The organism is Streptomyces sp. NPDC057307 (genome assembly GCF_042667665.1).
GTDB lineage: Bacteria > Actinomycetota > Actinomycetes > Streptomycetales > Streptomycetaceae > Streptomyces.
Genome location: NZ_JBHUZM010000067.1, coordinates 20634 through 40869 on the forward strand (window position 1 = coordinate 20634; position 20236 = coordinate 40869).

Below are 20236 nucleotides of genomic sequence, written 5' to 3' on the forward strand. Positions count from 1 at the left end.
ACCGCGGATCCGACGCCGCCGCTCTACCGCCGCGCACTCATCGACGAAAAGGTTTGTACCGACATGACCGAGAAGTCCACCGCTCGCGCCGACTGGGAGACCCGTATCGGGAAGCCCAGCGATCAGCGGCTCACCGGCATCGGGGAACTCCCCGCCCCCGGCGGCCTGTCCGCCGAGGACGGCACCGGCCATGTGCGGCTGACCTGGCAGCCGGTGGCGGGCGCGCTCGGATATCTCGTACACCGCGCCGACTCCGTCGACGGCCCCTACGAACCGCTCGACCACCTCGGCGGCGATGTACTCGCCGTGCCCCATCCCCCGTACGCCGACACCCTCGCCGAGCCGGGCCGCGGCTACTTCTACAAGGTCGCCACCTGGTCCGACAGCGGAGCCGGCGCCCTCTCCGAGGCGGCCCCCGGCTGCGCCAAGGCCGCCGGCTCCAGCCCAGCCCCGGTCACCGTCACGGTGAACGCGGCGGCACCCGCCACTCCCCTGCCCGGGGTCTGGAACAGGATGATCGGCGCCGAGCACTTCTCCCTGCTGACCTGGGACAGGCCGGGTGCGGGCGGTTCGGACGTCGCGAAGGAGTACGCCCAGGCCCTGGGGATCGTCCGCGACGAGATCGGCGTCCGCTCCGTCCGGGCGCATGGCACCTTCCTCCCGGAGACACTGACCGTCCAGCCGGACGGCTCCTTCGACTTCTCCGGCCTGGACGAGGTCTACGACCGCTTCCTGGCCACCGGACTCCGGCCCGTCGTCGAACTCTCCTTCATGCCCAAGGAACTCGCCGCCGACCCGGACTACACGGTCTTCGACTACCGGGCGCTGGTGTCCAAGCCCGCCGTGTGGGAGCACTGGGGCGACCTCTGCCGCGAGGTGACCGTCCACCTCCAGGACAGATACGGCAGAGACACCGTCGCCGGCTGGGAGTTCGAGGTCTGGAACGAGGCCAATCTGGAGGTCTTCTGGAACGGCACCCAGGACGACTACCACCGGCTCTACGAAGTCGCCGCCCGCGCCGTGAAGGGTGTCGACGAACGGATCAAGGTCGGCGGCCCGTCCTCCGCCGCCGCCGGCTGGGTCGGCGCCCTCCTCGAGTACTGCCAGGAGCGCGACGTCCCCGTCGACTTCATCTCCACTCACACCTACGGCAACGCTCCCCTGGACTTCCGTCCGATGACCCGCGCCTTCGCGGAAGCGACCGGCCGGCCGGAGCCGGAGATCCTGTGGACGGAGTGGGGTGTCACCCCCACCCATTTCCATCGGGTCAGCGACTCCGTCTTCGCCGCCCCGTTCGTCCTGCGCGGTATGAAGAGCGCTCTGTCGTCCACCGACGCGCTCGCCTACTGGGTCGCCTCGGACCAGTTCGAGGAGCTGGGCTGGCCGCCCCGTCTCTTCCACGGCGGATTCGGTCTGCTCACGGTCGGCAATCTCCGCAAGCCACGCTTCTGGGCGCTGTATCTCCTCTCCCAGCTGACCGGTGGGCGGATCCCCGCAGCGGTGAGCGGCGACGGCGCCGAGGCGCTCGTGGAGTCCCTGGCCACCCGCGCCGACGAAGGCTCCACCGTCGACGTCCTGCTCTGGAACGGCACGCTCGACCAGTCCAAGATCGACGGCTCCGCGCCGCTGAACCGCACGGCGACCGTCCAGGTCAAGGGACTTGAGCCGGGAGCCGACTACACCACCCTCTCCCGCCGGGTCGACGAGCAGCACTCCAACATCCAGGCCGTCTGGAACGACCTCGGCGGCGGCGACTGGCCCGACGACCCCCAGTGGGCGAAGCTGCGGTCCGCGGACGAGCTGCCCGTGGAGCCCCTCGCACCCGTGGTCGCCGACGACGCGGGCATGGCGACGCTGACCGTCCCGCTGCCCAACCCGGGCATCCGATTCCTGCGCCTCACCCGCACCTGATTCCCCCCACAGTCCCGGGGGCCGGCGGCACCTGACCGCCGTCGGCCCCCGTGCCAGCACCGCCGCCATGGCCGGACCTCCGGACATACTTCCGGCCATGGCGGCGGCCAAAGACCTGGCCCAGGCACCGGCCCTGGCCACAAATCCGCATCTGCCAAGGGGAGCTGGACTCTCATGGACCGTCGTACGTTTCTCGCCGCCGCGGGAACCGGGGCCACCGCCCTGTCCCTCGGAGCCGTCACCACAACTGCCGTGTCCGCGCCGGCCGCAGCCGCGTCGCGTGCTCGTGTTGTTCATGCCTCTGATACACCGCTGCTGCTCCGTTGGTTCCGCGACACGTATCACTCGATCGAGGCGATGACGACCGACATAGGTCTCGCCGCCGACAAGATCGACCTCGACGCGCCGGGCGGGCCCGTCCCCTCGCAGAACACCTCGCCGACCAATATCGGCTGCGGGATCTGGTCCACCGTCGCCGCCGCCGGACTCGGCGTCATCGACCAGGACACCCTGCGCCGCCGACTCGACCTGACCGTCACGGCCGTCGAGAAGCTCGAACGTCATCACGGCTTCTGGCTCAACTGGTACGACGCCCACGACGGCTCGGTGCTCACCAACTGGCCGGGCACCGGCGACCCGGTCCGTCCCTTCCTCTCGTCCGTCGACAACGCGTGGCTGGTGACGGGCCTGCTCATCGCCGCCGACGCGGACAGCCGGCTGCGCCGCCGGATCGGCAAACTGCTGGCCACCGCCGACTGGTCGTACTTCTACACGCCGTACGACGCGGCGGATCCCGTGGCAGGCCCCGGCCAGCTCCGCGGCGGTTTCTGGACCGACACCGGCGAGCCGACGGCCCACCACTACGGAGCGCTCAACACCGAGCCGCGCATGGCCAGTTACCTGGGTATCGCCGACGGCAGCATTCCCTCGGACCACTACTGGCACATGTTCCGCACGATGCTTCCCGAGCACGGTCAGGAGCAGCCGCCCGGCGGGGCGTACGACGCCGTCGACGGCGTCCGGCTCTGGCAGGGGCACTACACCTATCGGGGCCGCAAGCTGGTCCCGACCTGGGGCGGCTCGATGTTCGAAGCCCTGATGGTGCCGCTGTTCGTGCCCGAGCCCGAGTGGTCCCCCCGCTCGTGGGGCACCACCCACCGGCGCTTCGTCCGCTCCCAGATCGAGCACGGCTTGGAAGAGGCGGAGTACGGCTACTGGGGATTCTCCCCCTCCGAGGTGCCCGAAGGCGGTTACCAGGAGTACGGCGTGGACGCGATCGGCATGAACATCGACGGATACGCCTCCAACACCGACCGTACCTATGTCACGCACGGTGAGCCGCTGCCGCCCGCGTCCGCCTACACCAACGGCGTCGTGACCCCGCACGCCTCGTTCCTCGCCCTCCCCTACGCGCGGTCGGAGGCCCTCGCCAATCTCAAGGCGATCGCGGACGACTTCGGCGCGTACGACGACGGCTACGGCTTCCGGGACTCGGTCAATGTGGGGACCGGACACGTCAGCGGCTCCGCTCTCGCCCTGGACCAGGGCATGATCGCCGCCGCTCTCGCACAGGAGCTCCGCCCGGGTCTGCTGCAGCGCCCGTTCCGCACCGGCGGTTTCGCCTCGCGTATCCGTCCGATGCTGGCCAAGGAACGCTTCAGCATCTGATTCCCGCCCCGGATCCCTGGGCCGACCGGCGCCGCCCCGTGTGCGGCGCCGGTCGAAACGGGACCTGAGCCCGTCGCTTCCCACGCCTCCACAGGCCGCGCATCGTCCGGTCGCGGACCACCAAGGTGGGACATAGCCTCCCAAATGTGACGCGGATCGTAAGCCGTAACCGGACTCGTACAGTCGGCCGGAGTCTCCTGGCCCTGCTGGTGACGGCCGGCTGGCTGCTGATGCCCGCCCTCTTGCCGGAAGCCCGTGCGGAGGATCCGCTGACTCTTTCGCGTCAGGGACAGATCACCGACAAGGTCGGTGCCCTCGACGGCCGGGTGGGTGCGGTGACCGCGTCCCTCGACCGGCTGGACAGCGACAGCCGCATCCAGCTCTTCGTCGCCTATGTGCGTGATTTCTCCGGCAGGTCCGGGCAGAGCTGGGCCGACGCGACCGCCGAACGCAGCGGTCTCGGCCGCGACGACATCCTGCTCGCTGTCGCCACCCATGACCGGCAGTACGCGTACTCCGCCGCGGCCGACGCTCCTCTTACGGAGGGCCAGCTCGCCGAAGTGGCGCGGACCGCCGTCGAACCGGCTCTCCGGCAGAACGACTGGGCGGGCGCGGCGATCGGAGCGGCGAACGGCTACAGGGCGACCGCGGCCGGCTCACCCGTTCCGACACCCGCCGTCACGCCCGGCCCGGCGGACCCCGACGGAGAGGCGTCCTCCAACAGGGCGGGCAGCGCTCTCGTCCTTCCTGTCGTCCTGGTGGGCGCCGTAGTGGCCCTCGCCGTGTACGCGTACATCAAGCGCGGGCGCCGGGCCTCGACCCGTACGACGCCGAAAGGCGGGCAGGAAGGCTGGGGAGATCCGGGGCGGCCGGCGCAGACTCCACTGCCGGAGCTCGACCTGCGGGCGGGAGTGGCCCTCGTCGACACGGACGACGCCGTGCGCACCAGCCAGGAGGAACTCGGCTTCGCCACAGCACAGTTCGGTGAGGAAGCGGCACAGCCTTTCCAAGACGCCGTGGCATACGCGAAGGGCGAGCTGGCGGCCGCCTTCCGGCTGCGGCAGCAGCTCGACGACGCGTTCCCGGAGGACGAGAACACCAGGCGTCGCATGCTGGACGAGATCGTCGCCCGGTGTACGGACGCCAACAGCCGACTGGACGCCGAGTCGGCGGACTTCGACCGGCTGCGGGCCATGGAGCGCAACGCCCCGGAGGCGCTGGCAGCCGCCGAGGCCGCGTTCCGGGAGCTGACCGGCAGGACCGTCACGGCCGATGCCACGCTCGCCGCGATGCGCGAGCGGTACGCGGAATCGGCATCGGCCCCGGTCAGGAGCGCCGTCGAACAGGCCGACGACCGTTTGGTGTTCGCCACGACGAATCTGGGGGACGCCCGGCGCTCGATCGAGGCGGGCGACAACGGCCGCGCGGCGGTGCATGTACGGGCGATGGAGAGCGCCGTGGGCCAGGCCACGACGCTGGTCGAGGCGGTGGAGCGGCGCGCACTCGAACTCGCCGAGGCCGCCGGCAAACTCCCCGGCTCGCTGACCGAGACGGAGACCGACCTGGCGGACGCGCGCGGCCTGCTCGAAGGCACGGCGGAAGGTACGTCCACGGCCGATCTCCAGGGCCGGATCGCACGTGCCGAGGCAGTGGTCGCCGACGTGCGGCAGGAGCAGGATGCCGGGCCGTACGACCCGATCGACGCCCTGCGCAGGGTCGAGGAGGCGGACGCGGTGCTGGACGAAGCCCTCGCGGGCGCGCGCGAGCGCGAAGTGGGTGGACGCCGGGCGCGGGCGCTGCTCGATCAGGCGATGCTCGGCGCCCGCTCGGCGATCGGCGCGGCGGCGGACTACATCTCGACACATCGCGGGGCGGTGGGCAGCGAGGCCCGCACCCGGCTGGTGGAGGCGCAGCGGCGGCTCGATCAGGCCGGGACGCTGACGGAGCTGGGCGACGCGCAGGGTGCGCTGGCCGAGGCCCAGCACGCGGACGGCCTGGCCAGGCAGGCGCAGAGCCTCGCCGAGCAGGATGTGCGGTCGTTCGGGAACCGGTCCGGCCCCGGCGGTGTATCAGGAGCAGGAAATGGGCTCGGCGGTGCCGTGCTCGGCGGAATCATCCTCGGCGGCCTGTTCGGCGGCGGAGGCGGACGTGGTGGGGGTGGGAGCTTTGGCGGGGGTTTCGGCGGAGGTCATGGGGGTGGCCGTGGCGCTGGTCCTGGCAGTTTCGGCGGCGGTGGCACTCGCGGCCGGATGGATGGGGGCGGCCGGTTCTGACGCGATTCCCCTTGTCCACCAGGCGAAGAAGGAGCAGCACGATGACGAAGCAGACCATTCTCGGCCGTGTCGCGCAGCTGGCGAAGGCCAATATCAACGAATTGCTGGATCAGGCCGAGGATCCGCAGAAGATGCTCGACCAGCTCATCCGCGACTACACGAACAACATCGCGGAGGCGGAGGAGGCGGTGGCGGCCACGATCGGGAATCTGCGCCTGCTGGAGCTGGACCACCAGGAGGATGTGGACGCGGCCCGGGAGTGGGGCGAGAAGGCCCTGGCCGCGAGCAGGAAGGCCGACGAACTGCGCGCGGGCGGGCGGAGCGAGGACGGGGACAAGTTCGACAGCCTGGCCAAGGTGGCGCTCGGCCGTCAGCTCCAGTCGGAGAGCGAGGCGAAGACGGCCGAGCCCACGATCGCGTCCCAGACGGAGGTCGTCGCGAAGCTCAAGGCCGGGCTGGACCAGATGAAGGCCAAGCTGACGCAGTTGCACTCGAAGCGCGACGAGTTGGTGGCCCGGTCCAAGTCGGCTCAGGCGCGGAATCAGATGATGGACGCGGTCAAGAACATCAATGTGCTGGATCCGACGAGCGAACTGGGCCGGTTCGAGGAGAAGGTGCGGCGGGAGGAGGCCAGAGCGATGGGCAAGCAGGAGCTGGCCGACTCGTCGCTGGACGCCCAGTTCGAGCAGTTGGAGAGCCTTGGGGACACGGCGGAGGTCGAGGCGCGGCTGGCCGCGCTGAAGAGCGCCTGACTCCCACGCCGCTGCCGCTGTCACAGCAGAGGGGCGCGGTGGGCCCGGTCCGGCCGGCCCGTTCGTGTGGGCCGACCGGAGAGGACGGTCCGGGGTCAGAACATGCTGAGGAGTTGTTCGACGGTGGGTTCCGTCGTCGAGTCCCCGTCGGGCAGGGCGAGTTCGAACCAGACGGTTTTGCCACGCGGGGTGCGCCGCGATCCCCAGGCCGCACTGAGCAGCCCGACAAGCTGGAGTCCACGCCCGCCCTCGTCGGTGTCGCGCGCTCGTCGCCTGCGCGGCTGTACGAGGCCCGCGTCCCACACCTCGCAGACGAGTGTGCGGTCGCGGAGCAGCCGCAGCCTGATCTCGCCCTCGCCGTAGCGCATCGCGTTGGTGACCAGCTCGCTGACGAGCAGTTCGACGGTGTCCACCAGTGGTTCGAGGCCCCAGGAGTGGAGCTGGGCGCGGGCCATCTCGCGGGCGCGGCCGACGGAGCGTGGCTCGCGCGGCAGTTGCCAGTCGCCGACGGCCTCGGCGGGCAGCCCCTGGATGCGGGCCATGAGCAGCGCGATGTCGTCCTCACCGTGCCGGGTGTCGAGCGTGTTGAGTACGTGGTCGCAGACGTCTTCCAGGGGGCGTACGGGGTTGGTGAGCGCCCGGCGGAAGGCCGTCAGCCCTTCGTCGATCGGATGGTCGCGGGATTCGACGAGACCGTCCGTGTAGAGCGCGAGCAGTGCGTCTTCGGGAAGGTCGACCTCGACCTGCTCGAACGGCTCTCCGCCGACTCCGAGGGGCATCCCCGGCGGTACGTCGAGGAGCAGCGCCTCCTCGCCGGGTTCGACGAGCACCGGAGGGGGGTGTCCGGCGTTGGCGAAGGTGCAGCGGCGGGTGACCGGGTCGTAGACGGCGTAGACACAGGTCGCGAGATACACCTCGGAGAGGTCGGCGTCCCGCGACTTGTGGGCGACGCGCGAAGCCTGCTGGGCACCGCTCGGCGTGCCGAGGCCACGGGCGATCTCGTCCAGTGCGGACAGGACCTCGGCGGGTTCCAGGTCGAGGAGTGCCAGGGTGCGTACGGCCGTGCGCAGTTCACCCATGGCGACGGCGGCGCGCAACCCCCGCCCCATGACGTCGCCGACGACCAGCGCGGTCCGGTGACCCGGCAGTTCGATGACGTCGAACCAGTCACCGCCGACCTCGGTGGCGGTGTTGCCCGGCAGATAGCGGCAGGCGATGTCCAGGCCGGCGGCCTCGGGGTCGCCCGGTGGGAGCAGACTGCGCTGCAGGATCAGCGCGCGTTCGTGTTCCCTGCGATAGAGGCGGGCGTTGTCGATACAGACGGCGGCGCGAGCGGCGAGTTCCACGGCGAGGGCCCGGTCCCGTTCCCCGAAGGGCTCGCTGCCCTTGGTCCTGGAGAACTGGGCGAGTCCGACGACGGTGTCGTGCGCGACCATCGGTACGGCGAAGGTGGACTGGATGAGGCTGCCGGGTCCGCCGGGCACGGTCTGGACCCGGGCGGTGCGCAGGGCGTTCGCGCAGGGCGAGTTGAAGGGGTATCGGTGGACGGCGCCGGCCGCGGGAGGCTCGACCGCGTCTTCGCCCATCAGGTCGGCGCCGAGCAGGGGCGCGTCGGCGACGGCGCTGGCGACGGCGACGCGTCGCAGGGTGGCGCTGCCACCGCCGGACTCGGAGCCGGAGGAGCCGCCACGTCCGGGCGGGGCCTCCTCTCCGGTGAGCAGCCCCTGGTAGAGGTCGACGGACGCGAGGTCGCAGAAGCCGGGGACGGCGACGTCGAGGAGTTCCCTGGCGGTGGTCTCCAGGTCGAGGGAGTTGCCTATTCGGGCGCTCGCCTCGTTAAGGATCGCGAGGTTGCGGCGGGCGCTCGCGGCCTCACGGGCGGCGATCTGACGGCGTGTGACGTCGCTGCCGAGCCCGGCGACCCCGATGGTGCGGCCGGCTCCGCTGAGCACGCGGTACAGGTTGACCGACCAGTGCCGGCGCTCCTTGCCACCGGGGGCGACGCCGACTATCTGGATGTCGGTGGCGGATTCGCCGGTCTCCAGGACCCGCTTGAGGGAGGCGTTCAGCCGATCCGCCTCGGGGCGGGAGAGATAGTCGTGGACCGTACGTCCGCGGTGGTCGTCCGCCGCGCCGCCGAAGACCGCGGCGAAGCGCTGGTTGGCCCGCTGGACGGTGAGGTCCGGACCGAACAGCACGAAGCCAAAGGGAGATTGGCCGAAAATGGCCTGCGAAGAGGCGAGTTCAGTCTCGATCTGGCGCAGTGCGCGGACGTCCACGACGATGCAGAGCGCGGCCCGTTCGCCGTTCTCGGTCTCGCTGGGCATCACATAGACCTCGGCGAGGCCGTGAAGCCCACGTTCGCCGGGCACCTGGAACGGGACGAGCCCGGTCCACTCCTTGCCGTCGAGGATCTCGGCGACCTTGCCGTGACCTCGCGTACGCAGCTCGGAGGGCACGAACACCTCGACCGGGTCCTTGCCCCTGACCTCTTCGGGGGTGACCCCGAACAGCTCAGCGGCCCGCAGACTCCACTGGTCGACCAGCCCGTCGGGGCCGATCGAGAAGGAAGCGACCCTTATGTAGTCATAGATCGAGCCGGGCGGACTGCTCTGCCACACGACGTCGTCCGCCGTTCCAGGTATCTCGCTCACGCGACCGTCCCCTCCAGCTCACGCACCGGACCGGCCATCCCCGCAGTATTCAGCACTACGGCCCTGACCGGTACGGCGTTCACGATCACAGCACAGTCTCGTTCTTTTTGAGCCGAGACCCACGTGATCGTCGTCCCTCCACACTCCTAACCAGGGAGCGGCAGCTCGAACCACACCGTCTTACCCGTATTCCCCCGGCGTGTACCCCAGCGTCGTGCGGAGCAGGCGACGAGCTGGAGCCCACGGCCCCCTTCGTCATCGGGGCCGGGAGACCGTGCGGTCGGCGGATCGGGGAGTGGATCGGACACCTCCACCAGCAGCGCGGTACCGGTGAGGTCCGCAGGGCCTACGGGGACGACAGCCAGCCTGACACCGATCGGCCCCGGTGTGTACTGCAGGGAATTGGTGACCAGTTCACTGACCAGCAGGACGGCCGTATCGCGAACGGAGTGGTCGAGCCGCCAGGCGCGGAGGGTGTCGCGTACCGCGTGGCGTGCGGTGCGTACGGCATCCGGCTCGGCAGGGAAGGTCCACTCGGCGTAGGTGCTCTCCGCCTCGATCAAGCCGACCACTTCCCCAGACTGACAGCAGGCCCATGCCCTTTATAGGGGGGTTAATCAGCACATACCCGTAATCCGAGAAGATCTATCTTGACGGAGGCTCATGTCAGCTCGCCCGACGCCCTGAGGTCGTCGAAGAGAAGCTGGTCGACGGGGGCCACGCGGCCCCGGTCGGCGTAGGAGAGCCAGCGGATCTCCTCGATCTCGTTGCTGGCAGCCGGCGTACCCCGGTAGTCGCCGGAGTAGCAACTCATCCGGACGAGGACGCCGTCGGGCTGACCGTGGGCCTGGGCCTCGTACGTGCCCAGATGGGTCGCTGTGGCCGGAAGGACGGCCACAGCCAGTTCTTCCTCGACCTCGCGCAGCAGGGTCTCCAGATCGGTCTCCGCGCCTTCGCGCTTGCCGCCGGGGATGTAGAAGACATCCTTCCCGCGGGAACGTGCGCAGAGGATCCGGCCCTGCTCCACTCGGACCCATGCGACCGTGTCGATCAAGACCGTTGCAGCTCCGCCGTCACTCATGTGCCGGAGCGTAACGTGATGGACGGAGCGCTCCCCACGAGGGGCACCGCCGCCGACCGGTGAGGTCAGCGGGTGGTCTGCTGCAGGCGCTCGACCCAGTAGAGCTGCTTGGGGCCCTTGGCGTCGAGACTGTCGACCGTCTTCTGCGCCTCGTCCTTCGTGGCGTACCTGCCCACGCGATACCGGTTTCCGTTGTCGTCCTGACGTATGACCAGCCAGGGCAGCACAGCACCGCTGTCGGTCATCGTGCCCCTCCCACCAACGGCCCGCACCACTCGGACGACCTCCTGGAAACCCCAATCCGCATATGCCCGAGCCTACGCCTGACCTTCACTCAGCGGATGCGGGTTTGCACAAAGAGGTACACATCTGGCCAAGAAGATTCGGGGTTCCGAGGGCGCGGACGTGTGAACGCCTGTCATCTCCCCTTGCCTGACGCCCTGTTGGGGAGGTACATCGCCACCCCGGGCGGATGGGGCGACGCTTCGGTCAGCCGGTCCTCAGCGGACCGTCATCTGACCGGAAGGTGATAGGCGATGCGGTAGCGGTCGGCCGGAACGACCATGTCCGCCGTCTCCACGGCGCGGCCGGACGCGTAGTAGGTCCGCTCCAGGACCATCACGACATGGCCGGGCACTCCGCCGAGCGACAGGAGCTCCTCCGCCAGCCCCGGGCGCGCGCCGACCTCCTCCACCACGTTGTCCACCACGACACCGATGGCCGCCATCCGCTCCACGACGCCGCACCCGCCGAGCGGCCCCTCCTCGGGAAGCATCACCGGCGTGCGCCCCGTGACCTCCAGCGGCTCCCAGGAGGTGGAGAGCATCATCGGCTCCCCCGCGTCCCGGAAGACGTAGCGCGTGCGCATGGCGGGGTCGCCCGGTTGTATCCCGAGCCGCGTGGCGATCTCCGGCGCCACCTCGTCCCGGTCACTGCTCGACTCCCACGTACCGCGCACCCCGTCCTCGGTCTGCTCCTGCCGGAAGGGGTTGGCACCGGACGGCAGCCGGTAGCCGGAACGGGCGATACGGCGCGGGACGGGCTTCTCCCGGACGTAGGTGCCCGACCCGGAACGACCCTCGACGAGACCTTCGGCCATCAGCACCTTGCGCGCTTCGAGAGCGACCGTGTCCGAGACCCCGTACTCCTCGCGGATACGGGCCTGCGACGGCAGTCGGGTGTGCGGCGGCAGAGCACCATCGATGATCTTCCGCCGAAGATCACTGGCGACACGCAGATAGGCCGGCTGCTCACCGAATGCCACAGGGCCACTCCCAACAGGTTGACAGACAGCAACACCCTGGCAACCGTTGGTTGTTGACCGCAAGCATGGGCCATGGCTTCACCCGAAGTAATGACTAGGGGTTTACGCAGGGACTTTGCCGCAGCTTCGGCTCCGCCGGCAACGGCTCGACCGGCAAGGCCCGTTGGACGGCGTCCGTCAGTCCACCCAGTAGGTGTCGTGCTTGATGAAGAACGCCGTGCGCTCCTCGTCCGTCATCCGCCCGACCGTGGAGACCTTCTCGAAGTACTCCTCACGCGGTGCCCCCGGCGCGAACAGGATGAGCGTGGAGGCGGGCGCGTCGGAGTCGTTACGAAAACCGTGCAGCCCGCCCGGCGGCACATAGAGGAAGTCGCCCTTCTCGGCGTCGATCCAGCGCTCACCGTCGTACAGCCGGACGGTGCCCTCCAGGATGTAGAACGACTCCGAGATCGTCTTGTGGAAATGAGTGCTCGGGCCCCCGCCCCTGGGCACCATGTCCATCCGGTAGAGCCCGAACTCCCCGCCGGTCGACACACTGGACGCCACGAAGTGCGTCTCGGCGCCCGACGGCGAGCGCACGTCGGCGGGGGTACTCGCGGGCCGGAACACCGCGTTGACCTCGCCCTTGTCACCGTGGTGCCGGGGTTCCGGATACGACATGTGCCATCCGTTCGGTTCGAGGACGCCGGTCAGACGTTGAAGCGGAATTCGACCACGTCGCCGTCCTGCATCACGTAGTCCTTGCCCTCCATGCGGGCCTTGCCCTTGGCGCGGGACTCGGCGACCGAGCCCGCCTCCACCAGGTCGGCGAAGGAGATGACCTCCGCCTTGATGAAGCCCTTCTGGAAGTCGGTGTGGATCACGCCGGCCGCCTCGGGGGCCGTGGCGCCCTGCTTGATCGTCCAGGCGCGGGTCTCCTTCGGGCCTGCCGTGAGGTAGGTCTGGAGGCCCAGGGTCGCGAAGCCGACGCGGCCGAGGGTGGCGAGGCCGGGCTCGTCCTGGCCCATGGACTGGAGCAGTTCCAGTGCCTCGTCGTCGTCCAGTTCGATCAGTTCGGACTCGATCTTGGCGTTCAGGAAGATCGCCTCGGCCGGGGCGACGAGGGCACGCTGTTCGTTCTTGAAGTCCTCGTCGACCAGTTCGTCCTCGTCGACGTTGAAGACGTAGAGGAAGGGCTTGGTGGTGAGCAGGTGCAGCTCGTGCAGGAGCCTGCCCTTCTCCGTGCCCGCCGAGATGCCCGCGGCGAAGAGAGTCGTACCGGCTTCGAGGATCTTCTGTGCCTCCTCGACCGCCGCCAGGACGGCGACCTTCTCCTTCTGGAGGCGGGACTCCTTGGTCAGCCGCGGGACGGCCTTCTCGACCGACTGGAGGTCGGCGAGGATCAGCTCGGTGTTGATCGTCTCGATGTCGTCCTTCGGCGAGACCTTGCCGTCGACGTGCACGACGTTCTCGTCCTTGAAGGCCCTGATGACCTGGCAGATCGCGTCGGACTCACGGATGTTCGCGAGGAACTTGTTGCCCAAGCCCTCGCCCTCCGACGCGCCGCGCACGATGCCCGCGATGTCCACGAAGTCGACCGTCGCGGGGAGGATCTTCTGCGAGTCGAAGATCTTGGCGAGGACGGCCAGGCGCGGGTCGGGGACGCCGACGACGCCGACGTTGGGCTCGATCGTGGCGAACGGGTAGTTGGCCGCCAGCACGTCGTTCTTGGTCAGGGCGTTGAACAGGGTCGACTTGCCGACATTCGGCAGACCGACGATTCCGATCGTGAGCGACACGTTGGCGACTTCCTGAAGTGAGGGCTGGCTGAGCCTGGGCGGCCCGGACGTGGGCCGATCGCCCAGTTTACGGGCGGGCGGGCCCGGCGGCCGACGGCAGTCCGTACGGCAGATGGCGGCATCCTCCGGCGCGACACGCCCAGCGTCCGTCGAACGCAACGCCAAGGTCGCCCAAAGGGCGTGTCCATCGCCTGTATCCGACACCCCCGCGACCTAGGTTGTTCCGGTGGAGCAGCACAGGACACGCCCCCCCCAGCGCCGGCCGCGGCCGCCGCAGAGCCCTCTCCGTCCGCGAGGCGCCGTCGCCGAGGCCGCCGCCGTCTACCGGGTTCCCGCGCCGACCACGCGCCGGGTGCCACCCGTCGTGCTCACTCTGCGCAGACTCCCGAACCCCCGGCTGACCGGGCTGGGCGCCGGTCTTTTCGCCGCCGCCACGATGTTCGTGATCGGCTGCCTGGACGAGCTGCTGTTCGACGGTGAGCCCCTGGTCTACGGGGTGCTGTTCCTGCCGGTCAGCGCGTTGACCGCACTCTGGGTGCGGACCGCCGATCTGGTGACCGCCCCGATCAGCGTGCCGATCGCCTTCGCCTTCGGCACCCTGCCGATCTCCGGCGGGACGGGAGGCTTCGGCGGGCAGACCATGGCCGTCGTCACCGCGCTCGCCGTGCAGGCGGGCTGGCTGTACGGCGGCACGCTCGTCGCCGGGGTCATCGCCTCCGTACGGAAGCTGCGCCAGATGGGCCGCCGTCAGCGCGCACGCGACGTGGCTACACGCGGGGCCGGCACGAGCCCGGCGGCCGGGGCGAAGGCGACAGCGGGGGCGCAGGCGGGTACGGGGACCAAGGCCGGCGCCGGCGGGGCGGTCGCCCGCCGCGGCTGACGCCGAACAAAGAACAAGCGCCGAACAGAACAAGCGCCGAACAGCGGTACCGCTGTCCGGCGCTTGCATCCGTCGGGTCCGTCGAGTCCGTCGAATCCCTGAACTCGTCTCAGCTCTCCGCGGCCATCATCGCGGCACCCACGATGCCCGCGTTGTTCTGAAGCTCCGCGGGCACGATCTCCGCCTTGATGCCCTCGATGAGCGGGATGAACTTGTCCGCCTTGCGGCTGACGCCGCCGCCGATGATGAACAGCTCCGGCGAGAACAGCATCTCCATATGCGCCAGATACTTCTGCACCCGGTGTGCCCAGTGGTGCCAGCTCAGGTCGTGGTCCTCCTTGGCCTTCGTCGACGCGTGCTTCTCCGCGTCGTGGCCGTTCAGTTCCAGATGACCCAGCTCGGTGTTCGGTACGAGCTTGCCGTCGATGAAGAGCGCGCTGCCGATCCCCGTACCGAAGGTCAGCAGGAAGACGGTGCCCTGACGGCCCTTGCCCGCCCCGAAAGTCATCTCCGCCACGCCCGCCGCGTCCCCGTCGTTGAGGATCGTCACGGGCAGGCCCAGCCGGTCGCCGAGCAGCTTGCCGGCGTCCAGGTCGATCCAGCCCTTGTCGACATTCGCGGCCGTGCGGACCACCGAGCCGGTGACGACCCCGGGAAAGGTGATGCCGACAGGGCCGGACCAGCTGAAGTGCTCGACCACCTCGGCGACACAGCCGACCACCTCGTCGGGCGTGGCCGGCTGCGGGGTCAGCACTTTGTGGCGCGGCTCTGCCAGCTCGCCGCGCTCCAGGTCCACGGGCGCGCCCTTGATGCCAGAGCCGCCGATGTCCACTCCGAAGACGTTCATGGACGCAACGTTACGGGGAGATGACCACGCTGAACTACTTCTCGGACAGGCTCGCGGCCTCCGCGCGCAGGTCGCGGCGGAGTTCCTTCGGCAGCGAGAAGACGATCGACTCCTCGGCCGCCTTGACGATCTCGACGTCCGCGAAGCCGTGCCCCGAGAGCCATTCCAGGACTCCCTCGACCAGGATCTCGGGGACGGACGCGCCGGAGGTGACTCCGACCGTGGTGACGCCTGCCAGCCACGCCTCGTCGATCTCGTCGGCGGAGTCCACGAGGTGGGCGTCGCGGGAGCCCGCGCCGAGGGCGACCTCGACCAGGCGTACGGAGTTGGACGAGTTCTTCGACCCGACGACAATCACCAGGTCCGCGTCGGCGCCCATCTGCTTGACCGCGATCTGCCGGTTCTGCGTGGCGTAGCAGATGTCGTCGCTCGGCGGCGCGATGAGCAGCGGGAACTTCTCCTTGAGCTTGTCGACCGTCTCCATCGTCTCGTCCACGGAGAGGGTGGTCTGGGAGAGCCAGACGACCTTCGACTCGTCGCGCACCTCGACGTTGGCGACATCGTCGGGTCCGTCGACCAGCGTGATGTGGTCGGGGGCCTCGCCGGAGGTGCCGATGACCTCCTCGTGACCGTCGTGGCCGATCAGAAGGATGTCGTAGTCCTCGCTCGCGAAGCGGACGGCTTCCTTGTGGACCTTGGTGACCAGCGGGCAGGTCGCGTCGATGGTGGCGAGCTTGCGGTCGGCGGCCTCGTCGTGGACGACGGGGGCCACGCCGTGCGCGGAGAACATGACGATCGATCCCTCGGGGACCTCCGCCGTCTCCTCGACGAAAATCGCGCCCTTCCTTTGAAGGGTCTGCACGACGTACTTGTTGTGGACGATTTCGTGGCGGACATAGATCGGCGCCCCGTACTGCTCCAGGGCCTTCTCCACGGCGATCACGGCACGGTCGACGCCGGCGCAGTAACCACGGGGCGCGGCGAGCAGGACGCGTTTGCCGGCGCGGCGCGTGGCGTCTCCACTCGGGGTGGCGGCGGGCGGCGGGCTGGGCGTAGCAGTCATGCCCACCATCGTAAGGCCGCCCAGAAGAGGCGGAAGATCACCGGTCGGGCCGAGACTGGGCCTACGTGATCGACGGAGGGACGCGATGGCCGACAGCGGTGCGGGCGATGCGGACGGTACGGACCCACTTGCGGGTGACGGCGGCTTCAGTAAGAAGCCGCGTCCGGACGGTCCGGACGGTCCGGACGTGCGCTCGGACGGGGGCGGCGGCGGGTCCGACGCCGTCGGCGGGCTGCGCCGGACTCTCGGGTTCCGTGACCTTGTCGTCTACGGGCTCCTCTTCATCGCACCCATGGCGCCCGTCGGCGTGTACGGCACGCTCGACGCCAAGTCGCACGGGGCCGTGGCGCTCGTCTATGTCTTCGCGACCGTCGCCATGGCCTTCACGGCCTTCAGTTACGCGCAGATGATCCGGGTCGCGCCGCAGGCCGGTTCGGTCTTCGCGTACGCGCGCAAGGGCCTCGGTGAGGGGCCGGGGTTCATCGCCGGGTGGATGGCGATGCTCGACTATCTGCTGATCCCGGCCGTGGCGTATCTCTTCGCCGGCATCGCGATGGAGGCGCTGGTGCCCTCCGTCGACCGGTGGATCTGGACCGGGATCGCCGTCGTCATCACCACGCTGCTCAATCTCTGGGGTGTACGGGCGGCCGCGCGTGTCGGCTTCTTCGTCCTCGCGATGGAGATCGTGGTGCTGATGGTGTTCGTGGTGTCGGCGATCGTGGTGCTCGCACGGGACGGGGCGACGCGCGGCTGGCTGTCACCGTTCACCGGCGACCTGAGCTTCTCCTTGACGGCGGTGCTGAGCGCGGTGTCGGTCGCCGTGCTGTCGTATCTGGGCTTCGACGCGATCGCCTCGTTCGCCGAAGAGGTGACGGGTGGTTCGCGGAAGGTGGCGCGGGCCGTCCTCTTCTGTCTGGCGCTCGCCGGTGTCCTGTTCATCGCGCAGACGTATCTCGTCGCGCTCCTCGAACCGCTCAGCTCGGCGGAGCTGGCGGCCGACCCGGTCAAGCAGGGGTCGGCGTTCTACGACGCCGTGGACGCCTCCGTAGGAACGTGGCTGCACGACCTGGTCGCGGTGAGCAAGGCGATCGGCGCCGCGTTCGCCGCGCTGGCGGGACAGGCGGCCGCCGGACGGCTGCTCTTCGCGATGGGCCGCGAACGGCGGCTGCCGCACCTGCTGTCCCGTACGGACGGGGGGACGCCGCGCGTGGCGCTGCTGCTCGCGGCGGTGGTGACGCTGATCGCCGCGGTGTGGGCGGCCAGGCGCGACGACGGGCTCGACCATCTGGTGTCGGTGGTCGACATCGGGGCGCTGACGGCGTTCATCCTGCTGCACGCGTCGGTGGTCGGGTGGTTCGCGGTACGACGCATGGAAGGCCCGCCACGGATCATGGCGCATGTGGTGCTGCCGGTGGTCGGCGCCGGCGTGCTGGTCGCGGTGATCGTGGAGGCATCGGAGACGGCGCAGGTGGTGGGCGCGATCTGGCTGGCGGTGGGGCTGGTGGTGCTGGTGGTCCAGTGGCGTCGGCGCGCGGTGACGCCGAAGGCGCCATAGGCGCCGAGGGTTCAGCCGGCTCCGTACCCTCCGGCGTGGGCCGCGTTGTCGGAGGTGGCCGATACGCTCGACCGCATGGCTCTCAACACGTCCGCGGAGACCCCGCTGCCCGTCGGCGAGGTGTCGCGCCTCATCGGCGGCTGGATCGACCGGCTCGGCGCCATCTGGGTCGAGGGACAGATCACGCAGCTGTCGCGCAGGCCCGGTGCCGGGGTCGTGTTCCTGACGCTGCGCGACCCGTCGTACGACATCTCTGTGAGCGTCACCTGTTACCGGCAGGTCTTCGACGCGATCGCCGACGTCGTGTCCGAAGGCGCGCGGGTCGTGGTGCACGCGAAGCCGGAGTGGTACGCGCCCAGGGGGCAGCTGTCGCTGCGGGCCACCGAGATAAAGCCGGTCGGCATCGGTGAACTGCTCGTCAGGCTGGAGCAGTTGAAGAAGTCCCTGGGCGCCGAAGGGCTGTTCGCCAACGACCGCAAGCGGCCGCTGCCCTTTCTGCCCCAGCTGATCGGGCTCGTCTGCGGGCGGGCGTCGGCGGCCGAACGGGACGTCCTGGAGAACGCGCGGCGGCGCTGGCCCGCCGTCCGCTTCGAGGTGCGCAACACCGCCGTGCAGGGCGTCAACGCGGTGAGTCAGGTCGTCCAGGCGGTCAAGGAGCTGGACGACCTGCCCGAGGTCGACGTGATCGTCGTGGCGCGCGGCGGAGGCAGCGTGGAGGATCTGCTGCCGTTCTCGGACGAGCAGTTGGTACGGGCGGTGGCCGCCTGCCGTACGCCCGTCGTCTCGGCGATCGGCCATGAGCCCGACTCCCCGCTGCTGGACCTCGTCGCGGACGTACGGGCGTCGACGCCCACCGACGCGGCGAAGAGGATCGTGCCGGACGTGGGTGAGGAGCTGGACCGGGTGCAGGCGCTGCGGGACCGGGCGCTGCGGACGGTCCAGGGGCTGCTCGACCGCGAGGAGCGCGGGCTCGCCCACGCGCTGGCGCGGCCGGTGATGGAGCGGCCCCATCGGATGGTGGACGAGCGTGAGAGCGAGATCGACGCGCTGGTCGACCGCAGTCGGCGGGTGCTGCGGCATCTGCTGGACCGCGCGGACTCGGAGTTGTCGCACACCCGGGCGCGGGTGGTCTCGCTGTCGCCGGCGGCGACGCTGGAGCGGGGATACGCGGTGCTGCAGCGGCCGGACGGGGCGGTGGTCCGCGCCGCGGCGGAGGTCTCGGCGGACCAGGAGCTGCGGGCCAGGGTGGCGGAGGGCGAGTTCACGGTGCGGGTCACCGAATGAGCGGCGGGCACGGGGGTTCGGCCCGTACTCGCGCACGCGCTTCCTCGCGCGGTTCCTCGCGCATCGCGTTGTCGGATTTCGTTGTCGTAGACCGCACATAGGGTGGATCACATGGCCAAGACGGACAGCGGGACAGCAGCGGCCGCCGGCGCGGACGCGCCCGGCTACGAGCAGGCACGGGACGAGCTGATCGATGTCGTACGGCGCCTGGAGACCGGCGGTACGACGCTGGAGGAGTCGCTGGCCCTCTGGGAGCGCGGCGAGGAGCTGGCCAAGGTCTGCCGCCGCTGGCTGGACGGCGCGCGCGCCCGTCTGGACGCCTCGCTGGCCGACCCGGCGCCGGATCCCGACCCCGAGGCCTGACGGGCCGGGGCTGATGGCCGGGGGCTGAGCAAGCGGCCGTCGGCCGCCGCCGGGAAGATCGGCCGCCGTCGGGAAGATCGATCGGACGCCCCGAATATCAACAGTGTGTGAAGCGAGTCACGACAGCCCTGGTTTTAGTTGAAAGTTAATACATCGAGGCGTACGTTGGCGACGTCGTTTGATCGATCGTTTGGTCGGTCAGTCCGTCCCGGAAGGTACGCCCCCATGTCTTTCGTCCTTGACCCCGCAGCCCAGGATCTCCTCTTCCGCGAGGCCCACACCGCCAACACGTTCACCGACGAGCCGGTGACCGAAGAGCAGATTCAGGCGATCTACGATCTGGTGAAGTTCGGCCCCACCGCCTTCAACCAGACACCGCTGCGCGTCGTCCTGGTCCGCTCCGCCGAGGCCCGCGAGCGCCTCGTCCAGCACATGGGCGGCAACAACAAGGCCAAGACGTCCACCGCCCCGCTGGTCGCGATCTTCGCCGCGGACAACGAGTTCCACGAGGAACTGCCCCATCTCTTCCCGGTGTTCCCCGCCGCCAAGGACGCGTTCTTCTCCGAGCGCCCGGTGCGTGAGCAGAACGCCGGAATGAACGCCGCGCTCCAGGCCGCGTACTTCATCGTCGGCATCCGTGCCGCCGGTCTGGCCGCGGGCCCGATGACCGGCTTCGACCACGCCGGCGTCCAGAAGGAGTTCCTGGACGGCGACCACACGCCCCTGATGGTCGTGAACATCGGCAAGCCCGGCGAGGACGCCTCCCGCCCGCGCGCCCCGCGCCTGGCCTTCGACGAGGTCATCACCACCGTCTGAGCCACGGAGAACGGCACACACGACGAGGCCGCCGCCCCCGGCAGGGG

18 protein-coding genes are annotated in these 20236 nt (G+C 69.8%); 9 read left to right on the forward strand and 9 right to left on the reverse strand.

The window, feature by feature from the left end; all coding sequences use genetic code 11:
* The first annotated feature begins 63 nt into the window (after positions 1-63).
* From ACFUN8_RS22160 to ACFUN8_RS22175, 4 genes are all read left to right on the forward strand, one after another.
* Positions 64-1911, forward strand: coding sequence for a glycoside hydrolase (locus tag ACFUN8_RS22160; protein WP_383640249.1), 1848 nt, complete (start codon positions 64-66; stop codon positions 1909-1911).
* Positions 1912-2085: 174 nt separating this feature from the next.
* The gene (locus ACFUN8_RS22165) at positions 2086-3579 is read left to right on the forward strand and encodes a glucoamylase family protein (RefSeq protein ID WP_383640252.1); all 1494 of its coding nucleotides are present in this window, start codon (positions 2086-2088) and stop codon (positions 3577-3579) included.
* A 230-nt stretch (positions 3580-3809) separates the two neighbouring features.
* A complete protein-coding gene (locus ACFUN8_RS22170; RefSeq protein ID WP_383640294.1) occupies positions 3810-5852 on the forward strand; it encodes a TPM domain-containing protein in 2043 nt (680 codons plus the stop codon).
* A gap of 41 nt (positions 5853-5893) precedes the next feature.
* Complete coding sequence (locus ACFUN8_RS22175) at positions 5894-6604, forward strand: PspA/IM30 family protein (RefSeq protein ID WP_383640255.1); 711 nt, start codon at positions 5894-5896, stop codon at positions 6602-6604.
* A 95-nt stretch (positions 6605-6699) separates the two neighbouring features.
* On the opposite strand, the gene ACFUN8_RS22180 is transcribed toward ACFUN8_RS22175, so the two are convergent.
* The 7 genes from ACFUN8_RS22180 to ychF form a co-directional block, all read right to left on the reverse strand.
* Positions 6700-9258 carry a SpoIIE family protein phosphatase gene (locus ACFUN8_RS22180; protein WP_383640258.1) on the reverse strand — a complete coding sequence of 853 codons (2559 nt, stop codon included), beginning with the start codon at positions 9256-9258 and terminating at the stop codon, positions 6700-6702.
* A 146-nt stretch (positions 9259-9404) separates the two neighbouring features.
* A complete protein-coding gene (locus ACFUN8_RS22185) occupies positions 9405-9830 on the reverse strand; it encodes an ATP-binding protein (RefSeq protein WP_383640261.1) in 426 nt (141 codons plus the stop codon).
* Positions 9831-9919: 89 nt separating this feature from the next.
* Positions 9920-10339 carry an NUDIX domain-containing protein gene (locus ACFUN8_RS22190; RefSeq protein WP_382571728.1) on the reverse strand — a complete coding sequence of 140 codons (420 nt, stop codon included), beginning with the start codon at positions 10337-10339 and terminating at the stop codon, positions 9920-9922.
* 65 nt (positions 10340-10404) lie between these two features.
* Entirely contained in the window at positions 10405-10584 is a 180-nt protein-coding gene (locus tag ACFUN8_RS22195; RefSeq protein ID WP_383640264.1) for an SPOR domain-containing protein, read from the reverse strand.
* 266 nt (positions 10585-10850) lie between these two features.
* Positions 10851-11603, reverse strand: coding sequence for a GntR family transcriptional regulator (locus ACFUN8_RS22200; protein WP_383640267.1), 753 nt, complete (start codon positions 11601-11603; stop codon positions 10851-10853).
* Positions 11604-11780: 177 nt separating this feature from the next.
* A complete protein-coding gene (locus ACFUN8_RS22205) occupies positions 11781-12263 on the reverse strand; it encodes a cupin domain-containing protein (protein ID WP_356584182.1) in 483 nt (160 codons plus the stop codon).
* 29 nt (positions 12264-12292) lie between these two features.
* Entirely contained in the window at positions 12293-13381 is a 1089-nt protein-coding gene (ychF, locus tag ACFUN8_RS22210) for a redox-regulated ATPase YchF (protein WP_383640270.1), read from the reverse strand.
* Between the two features lie 352 nt (positions 13382-13733).
* Here ychF and ACFUN8_RS22215 point away from each other — a divergent pair, with 352 nt between their 5' ends.
* Positions 13734-14261 (forward strand): DUF6542 domain-containing protein, encoded by a 528-nt coding sequence (locus ACFUN8_RS22215; RefSeq protein WP_383640297.1) that lies wholly within the window; start codon positions 13734-13736, stop codon positions 14259-14261.
* Positions 14262-14370: 109 nt separating this feature from the next.
* Here ACFUN8_RS22215 and ppgK read toward each other — a convergent pair whose 3' ends face one another.
* Both ppgK and ACFUN8_RS22225 read right to left on the reverse strand, forming a co-directional pair.
* Positions 14371-15108 (reverse strand): polyphosphate--glucose phosphotransferase, encoded by a 738-nt coding sequence (ppgK, locus tag ACFUN8_RS22220; RefSeq protein ID WP_383640273.1) that lies wholly within the window; start codon positions 15106-15108, stop codon positions 14371-14373.
* Positions 15109-15142: 34 nt separating this feature from the next.
* Positions 15143-16171: a 4-hydroxy-3-methylbut-2-enyl diphosphate reductase gene (locus ACFUN8_RS22225; protein WP_383640276.1), complete on the reverse strand. Its 1029-nt coding sequence runs from the start codon at positions 16169-16171 to the stop codon at positions 15143-15145.
* Positions 16172-16256: 85 nt separating this feature from the next.
* Between ACFUN8_RS22225 and ACFUN8_RS22230 the strand changes: the two genes are divergently transcribed.
* The 4 genes from ACFUN8_RS22230 to ACFUN8_RS22245 all read left to right on the forward strand — a co-directional run bounded on the left by ACFUN8_RS22230 (position 16257) and on the right by ACFUN8_RS22245 (position 20189).
* Positions 16257-17726, forward strand: coding sequence for an APC family permease (locus ACFUN8_RS22230; RefSeq protein ID WP_383640279.1), 1470 nt, complete (start codon positions 16257-16259; stop codon positions 17724-17726).
* Positions 17727-17801: 75 nt separating this feature from the next.
* Complete coding sequence (gene xseA / locus ACFUN8_RS22235) at positions 17802-19010, forward strand: exodeoxyribonuclease VII large subunit (protein WP_383640282.1); 1209 nt, start codon at positions 17802-17804, stop codon at positions 19008-19010.
* Between the two features lie 111 nt (positions 19011-19121).
* Entirely contained in the window at positions 19122-19373 is a 252-nt protein-coding gene (locus ACFUN8_RS22240) for an exodeoxyribonuclease VII small subunit (RefSeq protein ID WP_383640285.1), read from the forward strand.
* A 225-nt stretch (positions 19374-19598) separates the two neighbouring features.
* Positions 19599-20189, forward strand: coding sequence for a malonic semialdehyde reductase (locus ACFUN8_RS22245; RefSeq protein ID WP_383640288.1), 591 nt, complete (start codon positions 19599-19601; stop codon positions 20187-20189).
* The last annotated feature ends 47 nt before the right edge of the window (positions 20190-20236 follow it).

Coding starts and splice junctions, on each gene's coding strand:
- ACFUN8_RS22160 (WP_383640249.1), top strand. CDS start 64: ATGACCGAGAAGTCCACCGCTCGCGCCGACTGGGAGACCCGTATCGGG.
- ACFUN8_RS22165 (WP_383640252.1), top strand. CDS start 2,086: ATGGACCGTCGTACGTTTCTCGCCGCCGCGGGAACCGGGGCCACCGCC.
- ACFUN8_RS22170 (WP_383640294.1), top strand. CDS start 3,810: ATGCCCGCCCTCTTGCCGGAAGCCCGTGCGGAGGATCCGCTGACTCTT.
- ACFUN8_RS22175 (WP_383640255.1), top strand. CDS start 5,894: ATGACGAAGCAGACCATTCTCGGCCGTGTCGCGCAGCTGGCGAAGGCC.
- ACFUN8_RS22190 (WP_382571728.1), bottom strand. CDS start 10,339: ATGAGTGACGGCGGAGCTGCAACGGTCTTGATCGACACGGTCGCATGG.
- ACFUN8_RS22195 (WP_383640264.1), bottom strand. CDS start 10,584: ATGACCGACAGCGGTGCTGTGCTGCCCTGGCTGGTCATACGTCAGGAC.
- ACFUN8_RS22205 (WP_356584182.1), bottom strand. CDS start 12,263: ATGTCGTATCCGGAACCCCGGCACCACGGTGACAAGGGCGAGGTCAAC.
- ppgK (WP_383640273.1), bottom strand. CDS start 15,108: ATGAACGTCTTCGGAGTGGACATCGGCGGCTCTGGCATCAAGGGCGCG.
- ACFUN8_RS22225 (WP_383640276.1), bottom strand. CDS start 16,171: ATGACTGCTACGCCCAGCCCGCCGCCCGCCGCCACCCCGAGTGGAGAC.
- ACFUN8_RS22230 (WP_383640279.1), top strand. CDS start 16,257: ATGGCCGACAGCGGTGCGGGCGATGCGGACGGTACGGACCCACTTGCG.
- xseA (WP_383640282.1), top strand. CDS start 17,802: ATGGCTCTCAACACGTCCGCGGAGACCCCGCTGCCCGTCGGCGAGGTG.
- ACFUN8_RS22240 (WP_383640285.1), top strand. CDS start 19,122: ATGGCCAAGACGGACAGCGGGACAGCAGCGGCCGCCGGCGCGGACGCG.
- ACFUN8_RS22245 (WP_383640288.1), top strand. CDS start 19,599: ATGTCTTTCGTCCTTGACCCCGCAGCCCAGGATCTCCTCTTCCGCGAG.